This window comes from Candidatus Obscuribacterales bacterium, assembly GCA_036703605.1.
Taxonomy (GTDB): Bacteria; Cyanobacteriota; Cyanobacteriia; order RECH01; family RECH01; genus RECH01.
This window is the reverse complement of record DATNRH010000596.1, coordinates 1-1,128: the sequence shown is the minus strand read 5'-3', so window position 1 is coordinate 1,128 and position 1,128 is coordinate 1. Positions and strand designations below refer to the sequence as shown.

Sequence of the window (1,128 nt, the reverse complement as noted above, 5' to 3'; positions counted from 1 at the left end):
ACATCTAAAAAGGCAAACACCGCCGGGGGATGTAGGGCATCCGACAAAACCCCTACCCCGATCACTCGCTCTAGGGGATAGGGCAATTTATAGACCCGGAGACTAGGCGGCAGCGGTTCGGCGGCCAGTCGGGCAATCACCGTGGCTCCTAGCCCTTGTTCCACCATGCTAACAATGGTGGAGTCTTCACGTACTTCATAGGCCGCATTCAGGGGTTGATCAAACTGCGTGAAGTACTTCCGTACGATCAATCGACAGCTATCATCAGCAGCGGGCATGATTAACGGAAAACTATGCAGTTCATCCCAGGTAATTACAGAGCCCGCTATTTTGGCATCCGGGGGCAGCAATACCACATAGTCATCGCGCAGGATTTCCCAGGTTTCAAAGTCATCCGGCGCTGGCAAATAGAGGAAGCCGATATCTGCTAGTCCCTGACGCAGGGATTGATGTACCGAGGGTAGGTGCTGATGTTCAATAATGGTGACGGAAATGGCGGGAAAGGCTTTGCGAAAAAGAGCAATCACCGCTGGCAGCACATGGGTGGCAACGCTTCGGAAGGAGGCAACGCGCACCTGCCCACCGTCTAGCCCTTTGGCAAGGTTAGACTTGCGCACAATTTCCTCTAGGGAATCCATGACATGGCGGACATCGCCAATGATTTGTTCACCCACGGGGGTCAGGGTGGCTCCATGGCGTCCACGGGAAAGCAGTACCACGCCCAGTTCGTTCTCCAGGGTGGCGATCGCGTGACTCACCGCCGACTGCGACACATTCAGACAGAGGGCAGCCTCACTGAAGTTACCGCAATTGGCAATTTCTAGCAGGGCCCGCAATTGCGAAAGCTTGATGCTATCCCGATGGTTGTCTCTCATGGGTACCTAACACCGATGGGGCTAAAAGAAATAATACTGATCTAGACCGTAAAACGAACTCGTGCAACGTTTAGAGGTTGAGGTTGGATAGCGATCGCTCTTATCCACGCGATCGCATTCTGAGACCCCTATTACAAACCATATCGCTCTGTGTGGTTATATGACAGACCTGATCAGATCCGTATAATTGCATAAACCTGTATCCCATATATACCAGGGATTTTCAGCCTATGAGTAGTATTCATCACAAGTA

1 protein-coding gene is annotated in these 1,128 nt (G+C 52.0%); it reads right to left on the bottom strand.

The features are described from left to right. Positions 1-875: LysR family transcriptional regulator (locus V6D20_12750; protein ID HEY9816650.1), on the bottom strand; the 875-nt coding region annotated here is incomplete at its 3' end. Positions 876-1,128 lie beyond the last annotated feature (253 nt).